General features: G+C 71.0%; 8 protein-coding genes and 1 pseudogene. 2 read left to right on the forward strand and 7 right to left on the reverse strand.

Features of this window, described 5'->3' with window-relative positions; translation table 11 throughout:
* Nucleotides 1-14: 14 nt before the first annotated feature.
* From D3105_RS11845 to D3105_RS11860, 4 genes are all read right to left on the reverse strand, one after another.
* The gene (locus D3105_RS11845) at nucleotides 15-1,157 is read right to left on the reverse strand and encodes a glycine amidinotransferase (protein WP_031126054.1); all 1,143 of its coding nucleotides are present in this window, start codon (nucleotides 1,155-1,157) and stop codon (nucleotides 15-17) included.
* A gap of 45 nt (nucleotides 1,158-1,202) precedes the next feature.
* Nucleotides 1,203-1,412, reverse strand: a complete 210-nt coding sequence (locus D3105_RS11850) for an MbtH family protein (protein ID WP_031126055.1) — start codon at nucleotides 1,410-1,412, stop codon at nucleotides 1,203-1,205.
* Nucleotides 1,413-1,472: 60 nt separating this feature from the next.
* Nucleotides 1,473-7,769, reverse strand: coding sequence for a non-ribosomal peptide synthetase (locus D3105_RS11855; RefSeq protein WP_118903170.1), 6,297 nt, complete (start codon nucleotides 7,767-7,769; stop codon nucleotides 1,473-1,475).
* Between the two features lie 154 nt (nucleotides 7,770-7,923).
* Nucleotides 7,924-8,724 carry a thioesterase II family protein gene (locus D3105_RS11860; protein WP_233289534.1) on the reverse strand — a complete coding sequence of 267 codons (801 nt, stop codon included), beginning with the start codon at nucleotides 8,722-8,724 and terminating at the stop codon, nucleotides 7,924-7,926.
* A gap of 212 nt (nucleotides 8,725-8,936) precedes the next feature.
* Between D3105_RS11860 and D3105_RS11865 the strand changes: the two genes are divergently transcribed.
* Nucleotides 8,937-10,004, forward strand: a complete 1,068-nt coding sequence (locus D3105_RS11865; RefSeq protein ID WP_079035918.1) for a diiron oxygenase — start codon at nucleotides 8,937-8,939, stop codon at nucleotides 10,002-10,004.
* A gap of 90 nt (nucleotides 10,005-10,094) precedes the next feature.
* On the opposite strand, the gene D3105_RS11870 is transcribed toward D3105_RS11865, so the two are convergent.
* The 3 genes from D3105_RS11870 to D3105_RS11880 are packed head-to-tail and all read right to left on the reverse strand — an operon-like array spanning nucleotide 10,095 to nucleotide 13,084.
* A complete protein-coding gene (locus D3105_RS11870) occupies nucleotides 10,095-11,033 on the reverse strand; it encodes an HAAS signaling domain-containing protein (RefSeq protein WP_118903172.1) in 939 nt (312 codons plus the stop codon).
* Nucleotides 11,030-11,368 (reverse strand): PadR family transcriptional regulator, encoded by a 339-nt coding sequence (locus tag D3105_RS11875; protein ID WP_018961692.1) that lies wholly within the window; start codon nucleotides 11,366-11,368, stop codon nucleotides 11,030-11,032. The genes D3105_RS11870 and D3105_RS11875 overlap by 4 nt, the downstream gene beginning before the upstream one ends.
* A gap of 60 nt (nucleotides 11,369-11,428) precedes the next feature.
* On the reverse strand, nucleotides 11,429-13,084 hold the full coding sequence (locus tag D3105_RS11880; protein WP_118903174.1) for an AMP-binding protein: 1,656 nt from the start codon (nucleotides 13,082-13,084) through the stop codon (nucleotides 11,429-11,431).
* Between the two features lie 264 nt (nucleotides 13,085-13,348).
* On the opposite strand from D3105_RS11880, the pseudogene D3105_RS36035 reads away from it, so the two are divergent.
* Nucleotides 13,349-19,087, forward strand: a pseudogene (locus tag D3105_RS36035) (amino acid adenylation domain-containing protein); the annotation flags it as partial.
* Nucleotides 19,088-19,153: the final 66 nt, after the last annotated feature.

Genomic DNA, 19,153 nt, shown 5'->3' on the forward strand with positions numbered 1-19,153 from the left:
GTCGGGTGGAGCGGTCAGATCAGCGGCTCGTACCGGAGGGAGGGGAAGTAGTCCTGCCTGTCGCCGTCACGGTGGATGTCCCACGTGGCGCAGTGGAGGGAGCCGCCGTACTCGAAGACGTTGCGGAACGGAATCGGGAAGACCTCGAAACCGTGCGAGGAAAGAAGGTCCTGGAGGGGCTTCTCCTGCTCCTCGCAGATGACTTTGGTCGGCGAGATGCTCAGCACGTTCATCGAGAGCCACTTCGACGACTGGCAGTACATCGGCATCTCGTCGTTGGTCAGGACGGGCTGGGGCACATCGACCAGTTGCCAGTCGTTATCGAGGAACATCTTCTCCTCGCCCTCGCGCAGCGGCCGTTCCGGGTTGGTGAGGATCAGGCCGGGGCGCAGCGGTACGAAGGTGCAGTCGATGTGGGAGGGGAAGAAGTCCAGCGGGAAGTGCACGGGGTGGACGCGGAAGCCGCGGGGTTCCAGGTGGCGCTTGAGCCAGTGGATGCCGGCCCGGTTGGTGGTCATCGACTCCTGGACCAGGATGTCGCGGCCCAGCCGGCTCATGTCGGCTGCGTCGAAGACCACCTCGTCCTGGTTGATGCAGAACTCGAACGAGTGCATCTTCGCGTGGCGCTTTTCCAGCGGCCACTCCCAGAAGTCCTCGCGATACATGCCGTCCTTCATCGACGGCTTGGGCGCGGTCGTCCACCCCACCCGCGGGTCGGCGTTCCAGTACTCGTAGACCAGCTTCCGGTAGGGCTGGTACTCGAAGTAGCGGGCGCGGCGCGACATGGTCGCCTCGATGATCTCGTTGCCCATGGTGATCATCACGTCGCGTGGGCAGACGGCGCAGTACTGGTTCTCGACCTCGAAGTCGGGGGTGGTGACCGGGGCGGAGAAGTCGTGCGTCTCGGGGCGGCGTACGGTCACGCCCTGGGATTCCAGGAGCCGGGCGAGACCGGCGAGTTCCTCATTGGCCAGATCGATGGCCTCTTTGGACTTCGGGCCCGTCGGGAACGGCTGGTCGGGAGCGTTGCGTATCGCGGGCCGGCTGCCTGGTTCAGCCGGTTCGAAGCAGGCGTTGTCGGCGGAGCCGACCACCATTTCCCGGAGGGTGTCCCACTCGTTCCACGAGTTGACGATGGGTGGGAAGTTGTTCGGCATGTGCAGCCACCTGTCTCTGCCGGAGCGTTCGATGAGGGAAACGGGTCAGGCCGCGTCGGTCGCGGCGAGCGAGGCGGGCCGGAGGTCGGTCCAGTTCTCCTCGATGTAGTCGAGGCAGGTCTGCCGGGTGCTGTCCGACACCACCGCGCTCCAGCCGGCCGGGACCTCGACGAACGCCGGCCACAGGGAGTGCTGACCCTCGTCGTTGACGAGCACGTGGAAGACGCCGTCTTCGTTGTCGAAGGGGTTTGTCATGGTTTCAGTCTTTCTGTTCTCGGAGTTCGGCCTGGGCTGATTCCAGGCCTCGCGTGGCCCTCAGGTGAGTGCGGTGCCGAGGGCGCGGGCGGTACGGCAGCGGAAGACGCTCTCCACGTCGACGGGCCGTCCCAGTTCCGTCTCGATCCGGCCCGCCAGGCGCAGGGCCGTCAGGGAGTCGCAGCCGAGCTCGAACACGTCTTCGTCCGCGCTGACGAAGTCGCGTCCCAGTACCTCCGCGATCAGCTCGCACATCATCTGCTGCCCTGGTTCGGCAGGTGGTGCGGGAGTGTGTTCCAGGAACCGGCCCGTCGGGAGGGCCAGCGCTCCGGGCAGCTCGATCAGCAGTTCCCGTAGACGATCGGCCACCTGCTGCCCGAGCGGTGCGTCGAACAGGTCCGGGCGGTAGCTGATCTCCAGCTCCAGCTGCCGGCCGGGTGCGGCCATCAGCTTGAGCGGATAGTGATAGGCGTCGTGGCCGACGACATCCGTCAGCCGCAAGCCGTTGTCCGGACCGCTCGGCAGGGTCTCGGCGGTCGGGAAGTTCTCGAAGACGACGCAACTGTCGAACAGGGTCCCCAGTCCCACCGTCCGCTGGATGTCGCTCAGCGGGAGGTAGTGGTACTCGAGAAGTTCGGCGTGCTCGCCCTGGAGGCGTTCGAGCAGTTCGGCCACCGGCTCGGACGGGTCGAGACGCACCCGTACCGGCACCGTGTTGATGAACACCCCCACCATCTCCTCGACGCCGGGGAGCTCGGCCTCCCTGCCCGAGACCGTGGCCCCGAAGGTGATGTCCAGCTGCCCGGTCCGCCGGTGCAGGCACAGCGCCCAGGCGACCCGGACCAGGGTGTTGAGCGTGACACCGTGGCGGCGCGAGATGTCGAGCAGCGCGGAGGTGTCCGCCTCGGAGAGGGCGATGACGATCCGCTCCGGAAGGACGCGTATCCGCGCGGTGTCCGTGCCGGGGCAGACCAGCGTGGGCTCCTTCAGACCCGCCAGCGCCTCCAGCCAGGCCGTACGCGCCTTCTCGCGGTCCTGTTCGGCCAGCCACCGCAGATAGTCGGGGTAGTGGCCGGGCGCGGGCAGCCCGCTCGCGGTGCCGTGGTCGTAGAGAGCGAGCAGGTCGCGCAGCAGCAGCGAAGTGGTCCAGCCGTCCACCAGCAGGTGGTGCATGGTCAGGACGATTCTCTGCCTGTCCTCGTCCAGGCCGACCACGGTGCAGCGCATCAGCGGCGGGTCGGCGGGGTCGAAGCGCCGGCGCCGGTCGGCCGCCAGCACCGCCGCCAGCCTGTCGGCCTGTTCGCGCGGGTCGAGGCCGGCCAGGTCATGGACGTACCACGGCATGGCCGTCCGCTCCGGAATCACCTGCACCGGCTCCCCGGACCGCTTCTGCACGAAGGCTGCCCGCAGCATCGGGTGCCGTTCCAGGAGAGCGTCGCAGGCGCTCCGGAACCGCTCGGCGTGGAGCCGGCCCTCAACCTCCAACGAGATCTGCACGTTGTAGACATCGAGGTCCCGGCTGTCGTACCGGGCGTGGAAGAGCAGCCCCTCCTGGAGCGGCGTCATCGGCAGGGCCTCGACGACGGGCAGGCCGATACGGGCGCCGAGACCGGCGAGCTCGGTGTCGTGCCGGTCGAGAGGTTCCCCGCCCAGTGGCCCGCCCTCCCGTGGAAGGGCGGGCGGCATCGTCTGCCGCGCGACGATGGCCTCCGTGCTCGTCCCGTGCTCCACCAGCGCGCGCAGAGCCGCGAACCAGAGCCGGCCCAGCTCGGCGACGTCCTGGTCGGACAGGAGCCGACGGGCCCACAGCCAGTTGGTGACCAGGCGTGGCCCGTCCGCGCCGTCGCTGACCGCCGCGGTCAGTTCGACGACGTGCGCCATGGGCATACGGGGGTCGGCCCCGAGGGGCAGCACGTCCGACTCGGGGGCCACGCTCCAGTCGGTGGTCCCCGCGCCGCCCTGTCTCCCGAGGTAGTTGTACCCGATCTGGGGTGCGGGGCGGGCCGCCAGCTCGGCGGCTGTCTCCTGGTTCAGGTAGCGCAGCAGACCGAAGCCGGTGCCACGCCGGGGGATGGCTTCCAACTGGGCCGTGACCCGGCGCACGGCCTCGCCGAGGCGGGCTCCGGCCGGATCGTCGTCCGGCGCCCAGTCGGCGATCCTGGCGTCGACGCGTACCGGGTACAGCGTGGTCAGCCAGCCGACGGTGCCGGACAGGTCGACGTCCTCGGACATCTGTTCGCGGCCGTGGCCCTCGACGTCGACCAGTACGGCCGTGCTGTCGCCCTCATCGGGCGACCGGTCACGACGCCAGGCGGCGACGGCCACCGCGAGAGCGGTGAGCAGTACCTCGTTCGTGTGGGTGCCGAAGACGGCGGGCACGGTCGTGAGCAGCGGGGCGGTCAGATCCGGCGGCAGGGTGAGGGAGAGTTCACCGGCCGTCGCGTAGACGTCGTGCGACGGGGAGAGCTCCACGTCGGCGAGCCTGCCGTCACCCGGCCCCCGTCCTCTGCTGAGAGTCCTCCGCCAGTGGGGCAGCTCATCCCGCAGAGCGGGTGCTTCCGCTGCGGCGCGGAGCAGCAGGCTCCACTCCCGCATCGAGAACGGCACCGGACCGGTCTCCGGGACGGCACCCGCTGCCAGGTCCTGCCAGATGGCGTACAGGTCGGTCAGCAGGATGTGCCAGGAGACCGCGTCGACGGCCAGGTGGTGGACGGTGACGAGCAACCTCCCCTGGGCACCCTCGCCGGCGTCGAACCAGGACACCCGCAGCATGGCGCCCGCACGTGGGGCGAGGGAGTCGGCGTCCTCGCGGGCGCACGCGGCGATCCGCAGACGGACACCTTCCGGCGCGAGACCCACGACATCCACCCGGCGTACCGAGTTCCGCGACATGACCGGGTCCACCGGGTCCAGCGTCAGCGCCCCGTCCTCCTGGAGACGTGCGCGCAGGGACTGATGCCGTTCGGCGAGAGTCCGTACGGCGGTGGCCAGCAGGTCGGCGTCGAGTGCGGCCGGCACCCGGAGCAGTGTCGACTGGTGGTACGCGTCGGTCGTTCCGCCCTGCTCCCGCAGCCAGAGCATGATCGGCGTCGCGGGGATCACGTCCGCCGGCCACTGTGCCGCCGGGTCGGCCGCGCCCGAGACGCCGTCCGCGGACTCCACCGCGCCGGTCGGGCTCACCACGAGAAAGGCGGCGAGAGCGCCGGCGGTGCGGTGGGTGAAGATGTGCTTCGGGGTCAGGTGGAAGCCTGCGGCGCGGGCGCGGACGACGAGTTGGATGGCGGTGATGGAGTCGCCGCCGAGGGCGAAGAAGTCGTCCGCCGCCACGGCGCTGTCCACACCGAGTACCTGGACGAACAGTTCGACGAGAACGTTCTCGACGCTCTCGTCCCCCGCCTGGTCCGCCCGCTGCCGCTGCCCGGACTCGCGCGCTTCGTCCGGGGCCGGCAGCGCGGCCCGGTCCACCTTGCCGTTCGGGCTCATCGGCAGTGCGGGCAGGGTGACGAACGCCGAGGGAACCATGCTCGCGGGCAGCCGCGCCCCGATCCGGTCCGCCAGCGCGGCAGGGTCCGCGGACGGGTCGGCCGCCGGTACGACATAGGCCACCAACCGCTCGTTCCCGTGCCGGTCCTTCCGTACGGCTGCCGCGGCTTGGGCGACGGCGGGATCGGCCGCGACGACGGTCTCCACCTCGCCCAGTTCGATCCGGAAGCCGCGGACCTTGACCTGGTCGTCGGACCGGCCGCGGTAGACCATGGTGCCGTCGGGCCGCCAGCACGCGATATCGCCGGTGCGGTACATCCGGGAACCGGGCGGGCCGAAGGGGTCGGCGACGAAGCGGGACGCGGAGAGCCCGGGCCGGTTGACGTAGCCGCGGGCGAGCACGTCACCGCCGATGTACAGCTCGGCGGGCAGGCCCGCGGGGACGGGACGCAGGAAAGCGTCCAGGAGGTAGACCCGGGCGTCGGGGACCGGACGGCCGATCGGCACCGCACCCTCCGGCAGCGGATCGCCGGGTTCCAGGCGGTACTCCATGCATCCCACGGTGGCCTCCGTGGGTCCGTACTCGTTCACGATGGTCACGCCCGGGTGGGCCTCACGCCACTGCGCCAGCGCCTCGCCGTTCAGCTGTTCACCGCCCAGGACCAGTTCCCCGGTCGGCGAGTACCAGTCGGACGAAGCCGTCAGCACCGGCAGGTGGCTGGGCGTGGCTTTGACGAAGGTGGGCGGCGGGGTGGCGCCGGCCGGGGCGTCGAAGTCCTCCAGATCGACGATGCGCACCAGACCGCCGGAGGTCAGCGGGCCGAAGATGCCGGTGACGGTGAGGTCGAAGGAGGGCGGTGAGTGCACCAGCGCCTGTCCGGCGAGGCCGGGATAGGCGGCGCGGGCGAAGGCGAGGTAGCTGTCGACCGTACGGTGCTCGACGGCGACGCCCTTGGGCCGGCCGGTCGACCCCGAGGTGTAGATGACGTACGCGGCGTCCGCGAGCCGCAGCGGCGCGCCGCGTTCGCCGTCCTCCACGCGATGCTCGGGCAGCAGCGCCAACTCGTCCTGGACGGCGGGGTCGGCGAGCGGGACGACCGACGGGTGCGTGATGAGCGCAGGGCGGGTGGTGCCGGCGCAGACGACGACGGACGGGGAGGCGTCGTCGAGCATGAACGAAACGCGTTCGGCGGGATAGGAGGGGTCGATCGGCAGGTATCCGGCTCCCGCCTTCAGCGTGCCGAGCAGCGCCACGATCAGGTCCGTCCCGCGCGGCAGCGCCACGGCGACGAAGTCGCCGGGCTTCACCCCGCGGGCCAGCAGGAGCCGTGCCAGCCTGTTCGCCGCCGCGTCGAGTCGGCGGTAGCTGACCGACCGCTCCCCGTCCGCCACGGCCGGGGCGTCGGGTGTGGCGCGCACCTGGTCCTCGAACCGCTGGGTGAGTGTCGCCGGTACGCGGGCGGGAACGTGCCCGGACTCCGCTCGCCGGCCTCCCCAGTCGCCGATCACCTGCTCCCGTTCCTCGTGGGTGAGCAGCGCAACGGCGGCGACCGGCGTCGCGGGCCGTTCGGCGAATGTCCTGAGCAGCAACCTCAGCCGAGAGCCGATCAGTTCGACACGCTCAGCGTCGAACAGGTCCGTGCGGTAGTTGAGTTCGAGCCGCAGGCTGGGGCCGGGGACGGCGAAGACACTCAGGGGGTAGTGGGTCGATCCGGTGATCTCCTGCTGTCCGGCCGCTTCCTCGTCCCCTTCCAGCGGCGTCACTCGCAGGCCGGCCGGACCGTCCTGTACCGCCTCCCGGTCGAAGGGAGCGTTCCCGAAGCCGGTGGAGGTGTCGAAGAGCGCGCCGAGCCCGGCCAGCCGCTGCACCTCGGCCAGCCCCAGGTGGTGGTGCGGTGCGAGTGCGGCCTGTTCGTTCTGGATCCGGGCGAAGAGAGCGGCCATCGAATCCTCGGGGGCGATCCGTACCCGTACCGGGATCGCGTTCATGAGCAGGCCCACGACCGAGTCGACCCCGGGGAGCTGTGGCGGGCGGCCGTGCACGGTCTGGCCGAAGACCACGTCGTCGCGCCCTGTCAGCAGCGAGAGGAGCAGCGACCAGGCGCCCTGTACAACGGTGTTGAGCGTGAGGCCGTGCTCCCGGGCGGTAGCGGTCAGCGCCTTGGTCGCCTGCTCGGACAGCGTCACGAAGGCCAGCCCGGGCATCGTCTCCGCGAAGGGCGCGCCGGGGGCGACGAGGGTCGGTTCGTCCAGACCGTGCAGAGCGTCGCGCCATGCCTCTTTCGCGGCGGGCCGGTCCTGGCGGGAGAGCCACCTGAGGAAGTCCGAGAAGGGTGTGAGGGGGCCGAGTCCGGCGTCGTCGCCGTCGCTCCGGTAGAACGCCAGCAGGTCCTGGAGGACGAGTGGCAGAGACCACCCGTCCAGCAGAATGTGATGGTAAGTCATGACGAAGGCGTGGTGGTCGGGCGCCAGTCGGATCAGCGCGAACCGCATCAACGGTGGCGCCCCCATCTCGAAGCGGTGCAGCCGCTCGTCCTCGAGGAAGGCCAGCAGCCTCTTCCGCCGCCCGGACTCGGACTCCGCCGACAGATCGAGCTCGGTCCACGGCGTCTCCACGACGCGGCGTACCAGTTGCACCGGCTTCCCGTTGGCACGCAGCCGGAAGCCGGCCCGCAGGACGGCATGGCGGCGGAGTGTGGCGGCGCAGGCCGCGCGCAGACGCTCCGCCGAGAGCTCCCCGGTCAGTTCGAAGCCGGCCTGGATGTTGTAGACGTCCACCGTCTCGGAGTCGTACAGCGCGTGGAAGAGCATGCCCTCCTGCAGTGGCGTGAGGGGCAGCGCCATCTCGATCGGCGACTCGGTCGCTTCGTTCACTGTGAGGTCTTCCCCGTGAGCGGTCGGTGGTGGCAGTGATATGGCGGCGGGTGGTGTGCCGAGGACGCCGGCGCGGCCGACAGCGCGATGCTGCCGCACGGTTCGCATGCGGGGACAGGCAGCCGACCGGCAGCTTCCCCGTCCGGCCCCGCCCTCAGCGCAGCGTCGTTCCGAGGGCGTCGAGCGCCGCAGGCGCGCCGGTGAAGAGGTAGTCGTGCCCGCCGGGCAGCAGCCGGAGGGAGAACTCGCCCGCCGCGCAGTCCCGCCAGCGCTCCAACTGCGCCCCGCTGATCAGTGGGTCGTCCGCACCGCCGAGGACATGCAGCGGGCAGTCCACCCGCTCCGGCCCGGGCGCCAGGTAGGCCTCCGTGAGGGCGAGGTCGCGGCGGACGGTGCGCAGCGCGTACCGCAAATACGCCGGATAGCGCGACAGTTCCGAAGGAATGCCGCCGAAGCTGTTCAGCCAGGCGAGCAGCCCGGCGTCGTCCCGGTCCGATACGCGTCGGCGCACCGGGGTGTGCGGCGACCGTGCCGCGGACACCAGCAGTGCGCGCGGCGGGGTCAGGCCGCGCCGCGCGATCCCGACGGCGATCTCATAGCCGAGCAGCGCGCCGAAACTGTGACCGAAGATCGCGTACGGCAGGTCGAACTCGTCCGAGATGCCGTCGATCACCGCGTCGGCCAGTTCCTCCATGGTCTCCGGCAGCGGGTCCGTGCCGCGTACACCTCGGCCCGGCAGCTCCACCGTCGCGAGCTCCACGCCGGAGGGCGGGGCGAGACGCCACGGGGCGAACGAGGCCGCGCTGCCGCCTGCCTGCGGCAGACAGAACAGCCGCACCCGGGGCCGGGAAGCGCGGACCCGGCCCACGATCCAGGGGCAGTCGTCATGGGGAGCCGGTGCGCTTCGCGAGCCGGACGGGTTCCCTGAGCGGGTGGGTGGTGCGGCGGCAGTCATGCGCGTCCCGCCCCTTCGGTCGGCCGACGGTCATGCGGGGCAGCAGCCCCTTTTGGGCATCATGGTCCGGCGGGTGGCAGCGGGCCAGGCATGGGACCGGCAACCGGTCTGCCGCCAAGTTGCCCCACGGGTGCCTGGAGAGCTGTTCCGGGGCGCGTCAGACTCCACGAGCGTCAGTCCTGTTCCGTGCCCGAGGGGTGGACCGTAATCCAATGACCACAGTTCCGGACTCGGTGACCGGCGTGGCGGCCGCTCCTGGCGGGTCGGCCGCCACGACCGGCTCGGCCGAATCGACCTTCTTCACACTGGACACCGTCACCGCGGACCTCATGGAGGTCGACGCGATGTTCAAGGCATTCTTGAACTGGGACTACGGCCAACGCGACAGCCGGGTGTGGAACCTCTACGAGAAGAACAAGCTCTCGCAGTGGAACGCCGCCACCGACATCGACTGGGACCACGAGATCCACTTCGGGTCGGAGATGTCGGAGGAGAGCGGGGGGAGACTCGCGTCCTTCGTCGTCGGCGAGGGAAGTCCCGTGCCCCGCGAACTGCTGACGCAGTTCCGCTGGCAGTACCAGTCGTGGATGTGCAGCCAGTTCCTGCACGGCGAACAGGGCGCGCTGGTGACCACGGCCCGGCTGGTGGAGACGGTGCCGGACATGGATGCCAAGACCTACGCGGCCTCGCAGGTCGCCGACGAGGCGCGGCATGTCGAGGCGTTCGCCCGCTATGTCGACGAGAAGCTGGGCGATTCCTACCCGATCAATCCCGGGCTCAAGACGTTGCTGCACGATCTGCTGTCGGAATCCCGGTGGGACATCGTCTATCTCGGCATGCAGGTGGTCGTGGAGGGGCTGGCGATCACCGCGCTGCGCCTCGCGAGCAGCGGCTTCGGGGACCCGATCATCCGTCAGATCACCAAGATGGTCGCGAGCGACGAGGCCCGGCACATCGCCTTCGGGGTCACCGCGCTCACCGGCATGTACGGACAGGTGACCGCCGCCGAGCTGCGTGAGCGCGAGGACTTCCTGCTGGAGGCCATCCAGCTGATGTCGCGCCGGTTCATGCTGCGCGAGGTCTGGGAGCGGATGGACCTCGATGTGGAGAAGGGGCTGCTGTTCGCGCGGACGAACCCGATGATGGCCACCTACCGGCAGATGCTGTTCCAGCAGGTCATCCATGTCCTGCGGCAGTTGGACATGCTCTCGGACCGGGTCAAGAGCCTGCTACTGGCGGAGAACCTGGTGCGTCCCGAGATCATGGCGGTGACGCGCTGATTCCGGGCTCCTCCACCGTCGCGCCGGCGCCGATGCCACCTCGGGTGGCATCGGCGCCGGCGTTCCCGCTTCCCTCGCCTGGCTCCCGTCCTACTTCTTCGCCGCGCGGAAGCCGTTGACGACGGCGATCAGGCTCGCGACCAGGACGATGAGCGCCGCTCCGGTGTAGACCTCGGGCGTCGTGTTGTCGGTGACGTCCGCCAGGAAGTCCGGGTTGAAGATCTGCCGCTGCTGGAGGATCCAGGCCAGCGGCAGCACGAACACCGCCTGGGCGATGGCGTGCAGGACGGCCAGCCGACTGGTCCAGCCGTGCGTGATCACGCGGACCAGAGCGAGCACGACGAGGCCGGCGAGCCCGATGAGGATCGGCCAGATCCACCCCGACCACAGGTCCGGGTCGAGTACGGCGATCCGCTCGCCGCCGTTGGTCCGGTAGGGCTCGGAGAGCTGCTGCCAGACGGTCAGGCCGAGCAGCAGCGCGTACCAGACCGCCGTCAGGACGGCACCGACGCCGACCTTCTGGGGCTCACGGGTCTCGGGCAGGTCGTCGGGGGTCCAGTCGGTGGTACGGATGAGAGTCCCCTTCCGGTGGCCGGCGCGCTCGGCGACGGCGAACAGCACGGTGAGTACGGTGACCATCTGGGCGCCGACCGTGAACACCGTCTCGACGCCGGCGCCCACGGCCGCCCCGAGGCCGTTGCCGTCCACGATCTCCAGCAGCACGAACACGGCGGTGATCACCGGCAGCACGGTGGTCAGCAGGAAGGCCAGCAGCCGGATGTAGGTCGGGTAGAGATCGGGGCCGATCAGGGCGAGCGGCCGGTCGGCGTAGCGCGCGGCGTGCCGGATCGGATCGCCCATCTCGCTCAGCACCTCGCGCTCGACCGCCTCGGGACGGGCCGGGTCGCGTGCTTCGATGGTGTCGGCGATGGTGGTGCGCAGCTCGTCGGCGATGTCGTCGCGCTGATCCGCGGGCAGCCGCCTGACGACCTCGTGCACGTAGCGCTCGGTGAGCGTGTTCGTGCTCATCCATTCTCCTTGGTAAGCCGTGAGATCGAGGCGACGAGGTCCTGCCATTCGCGCACCAGTGAGGTGCGTACCCGGGAGCCCTCGGGACTCACCCGGTAGAACTTCCGTGGCCGGGACTCGTCGGTGTTCCATTCGCTGGTGAGCAGGCCTTGCTTCTCGAGTCGGCGCAGCAAGGGATAGAGGGTGTTGCCGTCGACGGTGACACCCGCGTCGTTGAGTGTCTCCAGCAGCGCGTAGCCGTACTGCGGCTTGCGGAGCAGCGCGAGGCAGGCCAGGACGACCGTGCCGCGCCGCAGCTCCTGGGCCTGGCCAAGAGCGATCTCTTCTGTAGCCATACGCTGCACTGTACTGTGCGGCACACACTATTGTCACGCGTACGGTTCGTCGAGGACCGATCAGTCCGCTGCGACCGGCGCGTCCGCCTCCGCCGTCAGCGGTCGGGTCGTCGCGTCGAACTCGCCCGCGCAGAGCGCCTTCCAGATGACCCTCCGGCGCGGTTTTCCGCTCGACGTGACCGAGACACCGCCACGGGGCAGCTCGACCATGTGGAGCTCCGCGTCGCCGAGCCACTCGGAGAGAACCTCGTGGGCGGCCTCCCGCCAGCCGGGCCGCACGCCGCCGAACACCGCCACGCCGGTCGGCACCCCGTCGCGTACCCCCAGCAGGACGGCGACGCGCCGCTCGGGAATGCCCCGGTGGTGCAGCAGGGCCTCCAGGCTCTCGGCGAAGACCATCTTCCCGTTCACCTTCAGCCCGTCGCCGAGCCGGCCGATCACGAAGAGCTGCCCGTCCCGGAGGAAACCCGCGTCACCGGTGGCGAGGCCCCCGTCATCGACGCTGGTACTCGAGGCGGACCCGGTGGTACCGATGTACCCGCTCGCGATCGACACCCCTGTGACGACGATCTCGCCTACCCGTCCGTCCGGCAGTTCCTCACCTTCCTCGGACAGGATCCGCACCGTCCTGCCCTCCAGCGGACGGCCGCAGCCGACCACCGCCGCTCCGGCGAGAGACGCCGCGTCTCCGGCGTCCGGTGCCTGCGCCGACCAGCCCTCGCCGGGGGCCAGCCCGGTCACCGCGAGGGTCGCCTCGGCGCTGCCGTACGCGGGGAGCAGCGCGCCGCGGTTGAGACCGTGCGGCCCCAGCAGGGCGTGGAAGTCCTCCAGCACCTGCCGGTCGACCCGCTCCGCGCCGATGATCACGCACCGGACCGAGTCGAAGCGCAGCTCCCGCAGGTCGGCCGGTCTCACCCGGCGAAGGATGTACGCCAGCCCGAAGTTGGGCATCGCCGTCATGACGGCGCCCTGGTCGCTGATGCAGCGCAGGTACCGCAGCGGTGAGCGGATGAAGTCGTCCGGCTGCATCATCCAGCCGTCGAAGCCGGTGACGACGACGTTCAGCAGGAAGCCGACGAGACCCATGTCGTGGTGGACCGGCAGCCAGCTGATCGCCGGGTACTGGGGCGCGCAGCCCAGCCACTGCCTCATGCCGGCGAGGTTGGTCTCCAGGGCGTCGGCGGAGATCAGCACGCCGCGCGAGAAGCCGCTGGACCCGGAGGTGAACTGGATCAACGCGGTCTCCGGCAGCGGCATCGGCCGCTCCAACGGCTCCGCCCCGGCCACGAGTTCGTCGAAGGCGACCGGCTCCTGGAGCCCCAGTCCGCTCGCGACCTTACGGATCTGCTCCAGCGACTCGTCGTCGCAGACGGTGAACCGGGGCGCGGCCGTCGCGAACAGATGGCTCGCGTGCTTCTCGTACTCGTCGGCACGCTGGAAGGCGAAGGGCGGCGGGATGGAGCACGGCGTCGCGCCGGCCGCGAGCGCGCCGAAGAACCCGGCGACGAAGCCCGGGCTGGAGCGCAGCACCAGGGCGACCACGTCGCCCTGCCCGACCCCCTGCGCCCGCAGGGCGGCGGCGGTTCTCAGCACCAGCGCGGCCAGATCACGGTAGGACCAGAAGTCCCAGCCGTCGGCGGAATCCGCGTAGTACAGGCCGCGCTCGGTGGACGGCTGGTCCAGCCAATCGAGCAGGCCTCGGTTCCGGTCTCCCAACGTCCCTGTCCTCTCCCATGGTTCACGGCACTTCCGGCACACGCGAGGCGTGGCGCCGTGCCCGGCTCGCCGCAGCATCACCCGCCTCCCGTACGAGAACCAGGCAAGCGGCCGGTAACTCGGCCCGGTCCGGGCGGCATTTCGACCAGCGCCGCTGATTGCCGGTTCGGTTGCCTGGTTACCGCACGGGCGGGCGATGCAGCATCGTCGCGAGATCCGGGCCTCCAGGCTCGCGGGGATGCACGAGAGAGCGGTTACGACCCGATGACTTCACGCGCCGAGAACGGTCTGCTGCCGCTGACGGCGGCCCAGCGGGGGGTGTTCTTCGCCCAACGGCTCGACCCCGCCAACCCGGCCTACAACACCATGGTCGCCATGGAGGTGCGCGGGCCGCTGGACGGCGGACTGCTCCAGCGCGCGATCCGCCGGGCCGAGGGGGAGAGCGGAAGCTTCGACGTCGAACTGGTGGAGCGGCCGGACGGTACGTACCAGCGGCCGGTCCCACCCGGCTGTTCGACCTGGCAGGAGTACGACTTCAGCGACGAGCCGGACCCCCTCGCCGCCGCGCGGACGCTGATCGACCGCGACCGCGCGACCGCGCTCGACCTGGAGAAGGACGCGCTGTCGGCGCACATCCTGATACGGGTCGGAGCCGACCACCACGTCTGGTACCAGCGCAGCCACCACATCCTGTCCGACGCCTTCGGGTCGGTGCTGCACTCGCGCCGGATCTCCGCGTGCTACGAGGCGCTGGCCACCGGGACGGAACCCGACGGTGAACCGCTGGGCCGGCTCCAGGACCTGCTGGCGGACGAGAGCGACTACCGTGCGTCGGCGGACTACACCGCCGACCGGGCGTACTGGGCCGGCATCTTCGCCGACCGGCCCGAGACGGCCGGTCTGGCGCCAGGAGCACCGACGACCGCGGCGGGCATGGCGATCGCCACGACGACAGTGCTCCCACCGGACGGACTGCGGGCGCTGCACACCGCCGGACGGGCCGCCCGCACTCCCTGGACGGTGCCGATGCTGGCGGCGGTCGCCGCCTATCTCCACGGGATGACGGGGGCTCAGGACCTGACGATCGGGGTGCCCACCACCGCGCGGCTCGGGGCGAGGTCCCAGAACGTGCCCGGGATGCTGTCGAACACGCTTCCGCTGCGGATCACCGTCGACCCGGCGGCCGACCGCACCCAGCTGGTGCGGCAGGTCGCGCGGCGGCTGGGGGAACTGCTCACCCATCAGCGCTACCCGTACGACGAACTCCGGCGTGACCTGCGCATGCTCGGCACCAACGAGCAGTTGTTCGGGGTGCTCGTGAACATCATGCCGTCGGGGTCCGAGACCGCGTTCACCGGGCGCGAGGCCGAGGTCATGGCCCTGTCCGGCGGACCCGTCACCGACCTCAACATCACCTGCCACCCCGATCCGGGCGGCCGGGGCATGCGCATCGAGTTCGAGGCCAACCCCGACCGGTACGGCCTCGCCGAACTCCGCACACACCAGCACCGGTTCACGGACTTCCTCTCCCGCTTCCTCGCCGGTCCCGCAGATGTGCCGCTCGCCCGCCTCGACGTCCTGACCGCGGCGGAACGCACCCGGGCACTCGCCGCGGGCGGCCCCGGGCCGGACACGGAACCCGTCGTCCCGCGTACCTTTCCGCAGCTGTTCGAGGAGCAGGTCAGGCAGACCCCGCACGCCTGTGCCGTGCTCTCCCCGACCGAATCCCTCGACTACGCGGCGCTCAACGTCCGTGCCAACCGGCTGGCAAGGGTGCTGGTCGGGCAAGGTGCCGGCCCCGAGCGGCTGGTGGCGGTCGCCCTCCCGCGCGGCAGTGCCGCCCTGACCGCCACGGTGGCGGTGCTGAAGTCGGGCGCGGCCTGTCTCCCGGTCGACCTCGACTACCCACGGTCCCGGGTCACCGCGATGCTCGACGACACCGCACCGCTGCTGCTGCTGACGACCCGCGCCGCCGACGACGCCACGCTCGCCCCCGAGGTGCCGCGCCTGTACCTGGACGAGGCGGCCGCTCCCGTGGACCACCCGCCGGCGGACGGCGACACCGACGGCGGCGATCTCGACGACCGGGACCTCCGCACGTCCCTGCGCCTCACCCACCCGGCGTACGTCATCTACACCTCAGGGTCGACCGGCAGGCCCAAGGGCGTCATCGTCACGCACACCGGCCTCGCCGCGCTGACGCGCCACCAGAGCGACCTGCTGCGCCTGACCCCCCGCACCCGCGTACTCCAGTTCTCCTCGCCCAGCTTCGACGCCTCCGTATGGGAGCTGTGTGCGGCGTTCCTCACCGGCGCCGCCGCGGTGGTCGCGCCGACCGAGCGGCTCACGCCCGGGCCACCCCTGGCCGAGCTCGTCGCCGAACTCGGCGTCGACTGTCTGCTGCTGGCCCCGTCCACGCTGGCGGCCATGCCGGCCGGGGGGCTTCCGGACGGCATCAACCTGGTCGTCGGCGCCGAGGCGTGCCCGCCGGACCTGGTCGCACGCTGGTCGCCCGGCCGGCACATGGTCAACGCCTACGGCCCCACCGAGTCGACGGTCATCGCGACCCAGACCGGCGCGCTGTCCGGGCGGACCGTCCCGCCCATGGGCCGTGCTGTCCCCGGCACCCGCGTCCGGCTGCTGGACGACGCGCTGCGGCCGGTGCCGCCCGGAGTGGCGGGCGAGGTGTATCTGAGCGGTGACGGGCTCGCCCGCGGCTACCTCGGCCGTCCCGGAACCACCGCGGAACGTTTCGTCGCCGACCCCTTCGGCGCGCCCGGCACCCGGATGTACCGGACGGGAGACGTGGCACGGCGGTCGGAGAGCGGCGAGCTGTCCTACCTGGGCCGTGCCGACAGCCAGGTCAAGGTTCGGGGCTTCCGCATCGAACTCGGCGAGGTCGAGAGCGTTCTCGCCGAGGCACCCGGAGTCGACCGGGCCGTGGCGGCCGTCCGCGAGGACCGGCCGGGCCACCGGCACCTGGTGGCCTACGTGACACCGGCGGCTTCCGGTGAGCGGCCGGATGCGGGTGCGTTGCGTGAGTTCGTGGCGGGGCGGTTGCTTCGTGGCGGGGCTGGGGCAGCCGCGTATCGGTGTCGACGACAGCTTCTTCGACCTCGGCGGCGACTCCATCATCGCCGTACAGGTGGCGTCCGGGGCCCATCGGGCCGGACTCGCCATCGCCGTCAAGGACGTCTTCGTCCACAAGACCATCGCCAAGCTCGCCGAGGCGGCCGAGTACGCCGGCGAGCGGGCCGCGACACCGCGTGCCGGGAGCCTGGTGCGGATCGACGCGGAAGAACTCGACGAGCTAGAAGCCCAGTGGGGGACAGCACTGTGAGACAGACATCCCTGGAAGCGGTCCTGCCGCTCTCGCCGTTGCAGCAGGGCATTCTCTTCCACGCCCTCTACGAGGAGGGACAAGCGGACAGCGGGAACATCGACTTCTACAACGTCCAGACGCCGCTGGAGCTGACCGGGGCACTCGACACCGACCTGCTGCGTGTCTCCTGCGGCGCGCTGGTCGGCCGGCACGCGAGCCTGCGGGCAGGATTCCTGCGCCGCCGCTCGGGCGAGGCCGTCCAGGCCGTCGCGCGCGTCGTGGAGCCGCCGTGGGAGGAGATCGACCTCTCCGGCTTCGGCCAGGAGGAACTGAGGCCACGCCTCTCCCGGCTGCTCACCGAGGAGCGCGCGAGGCGCTTCGACATGGCGAAGCCGCCGCTGCTCCGGTTCACGCTGATACGGCTCGCACCCGACCGGCACATCCTGCTGATCACCAACCACCACATCCTGCTGGACGGCTGGTCGCTTCCCCTGATCCTCGGCGATCTGTTCCGCATCTACGGAGACGGCGGCACGGCGGATCGGCTGGAGCCGACAGTGCCCTTCCAGGACTACCTCGGCTGGGTCGGCGAGCAGGACAGGGACCGGGCCGAGCGGGCCTGGAAGGGCGTGCTCTCGGGGGTCGACGGCGCCACGCTCGTCGCGGACAAGGCAGGCACCGGCTCCTCCGACCGGGGGCAGCGGCGCGTCGTGACGGAGCTGTCCGAGCGGACCACGACGGAACTCACCGCCCTGGCGCGGAGCCGCGAACTCACCGTCAACACCCTGGTCCAGGGCGCCTGGGCGCTGTTGCTGACCGAGCTGACCGGGCGCCAGGACGTCGTCTACGGGAACACCGTCGCCGGCCGCCCACCGGAGCTCCCGGGCAGCGACCGCATGGTGGGCCTGATGATGAACACCGTGCCCACCCGGGTCCGGATCGACCCGGCAGAGCCGGTGGCGGACCTGCTGGCCCGTATCCAGCACGACCACACGGCCGTGATGGGGCACGAATACCTCGGACTTGCCGAGATCCACCGCGCCGTGGGCGCCACCGAACTCTTCGACACCACCGTCGCCTTCGAGAACGTTCCCGTGGAACGGGCCGTCCAGGGCGCCTCGGTGCCCGGGCTCGACGTCGGCCTTCTGCGGGACGCCGTCGACGAGGCGTTCGAGGGCACCCACTACCCGCTGAGCCTGGCCGTCCACCCCGGCAGCCGGCTCCGCTTCGAACTCAACTACCGCGAGGACGTCTACAGCGCCGACACCGCGAGCGGCGTACTGCGGCGCCTGACCGGTCTGCTGGAGGACATCGCCGCCCAGCCCGACGAGCCGGCCGGGCGGCTCCCCTCGCGGACGGACGCCGAGCGGCACGAGATCCTGCGCGAGGCGAGCGGACACGCCGTCGAGCGTCCGGCCGGGACGCTGCCCGGCCTGTTCGAGGCACAGGTCCGCGCGACGCCCGACGCGGTGGCCGTCACGGACGGCACGACCAGCCTCAGCTTCAGTCTGCTCAACGCCGACGCCAACCGCCTGGCCCGGCTGCTCGCAGCCCGTGGCGTGGGACCGGGCGACCTCGTCGGTGTCGCCGTGCCGCGGTCCGCGGACGCCGTGGTGGCGATCCTGGCGGTCCTCAAGTCGGGTGCGGCGTACCTTCCGATCGATGTCGACCACCCGGCGGCGCGCATCGCGGCGATCTGCGCGGAGGCCCGGCCGGCCCTCGTCCTGGCTGCCGTCGCCACGGTGGGCGACGTACCCGAATCGGTGCCGGCGCTCCTGCTCGACGAGACCATTCCGCCCGCGGACGGGACGGACCTCGACGACGACGACCGCACCGGTGCGCTGCTGCCCGCCCACCTCGCTTACGTCATCTACACCTCGGGCTCCACGGGGCGCCCCAAGGGTGTGGCCGTGGAGCACCGCAACCTGGCCAACATGTTCCACAGCCACCGGGCGAACTTCTTCGAACCCGAGCGGGCAAGGGCGGGCGGCCGGCCGCTTCGTGCCGCGCTCACCAACTCGCTCGGCTTCGACGCCTCCTGGAGCCAGCTCCTGTGGATGGTCGCCGGACACGAGTTGCACATCGTCGGTGACACCGTGCGCAAGGATTCTCTGGCACTCGTCCGCCACGCGGCGCAAGAACGGATCGACGTCGTCGACACCACGCCGTCCGTCGCGCGGCAGGTGCTCGACGCGGGCATGTTCGAGGCGGCGGGGGAGCGGCACCGCGTGCGAGTCCTCGCGCTCGGCGGCGAGGAGGTGGGCGACGACCTGTGGGCCGAACTCCACGGCGTACCCGGCCTGTCGGTCTACAACCTCTACGGTCCCGCCGAGTGCACGGTCGACGCGATGCTCTGGCACCCCGGCGGCTCAACCGGTGCGGCGGCGGACCCGCCCGCCATCGGTGTCCCCGCCGACAACACCCGGGTCTATCTCCTGGACGCGTTCCTGCGGCCGGTGCCGGCCGGGGTCGTCGGCGAGCTGTACATCGCCGGTGACGGGGTCGCCCGCGGGTATCTCGGCCGCCCGGGCCTGTCGGCGGAGCGCTTCGTGGCCGACGTGTTCGGCCCGGCGGGTGCCCGGATGTACCGCACCGGCGACCTGGGGCGCCGCCGACCCGACGGTGTCGTGGAATACCGCGGCCGGTCCGACTTCCAGGTCAAGGTACGCGGCCACCGCATCGAACTCGGCGAGATCCAGGCCGTTCTGGCCGACCATCCCTCGGTGGGCCAGGCGGTCGCGGCGGTG

Source organism: Streptomyces globisporus (assembly GCF_003501885.1).
Taxonomy (GTDB): domain Bacteria; phylum Actinomycetota; class Actinomycetes; order Streptomycetales; family Streptomycetaceae; genus Streptomyces; species Streptomyces globisporus_D.